This window comes from Seonamhaeicola marinus, assembly GCF_008085455.1.
This window is the reverse complement of sequence record NZ_VSDQ01000850.1, coordinates 1-309: the sequence shown is the minus strand read 5'-3', so window position 1 is coordinate 309 and position 309 is coordinate 1. Positions and strand designations below refer to the sequence as shown.

The following is a 309-nucleotide window of genomic DNA, read 5'->3' as shown; positions in this document are numbered from 1 at the left end:
TTAGAAGAACCTAAAGATTGGAGTACTTGTAATTGTTTTGCTATTTACAGTTTACTGGCTAATGAAACGCAAATAAACACCATGAAGGCCAATTACGAAAACGGTAACTATGGTTACGGACACGCAAAACAGGCATTATTTGAGCTTATTATTGAGAAATTTGCCACCCAACGCGAAAAATACCATTATTACATGGAAAATCTTGATGAATTAGAAAAAGCATTAAACATTGGTGCTGAAAAAGCTCAAGTGGTAGCTAATGCCGTTTTAAGTAAAGTTAGAAAAAAAGTAGGGTATTAAATAACCTCA

At 33.7% G+C, this 309-nt stretch carries 1 pseudogene; it reads left to right on the top strand.

Annotation, left to right across the window (positions count from 1 at the left end):
- Nucleotides 1–300 (top strand): annotated as a pseudogene (locus FUA24_RS25960) (tryptophan--tRNA ligase); the annotation flags it as partial.
- Nucleotides 301–309: the final 9 nt, after the last annotated feature.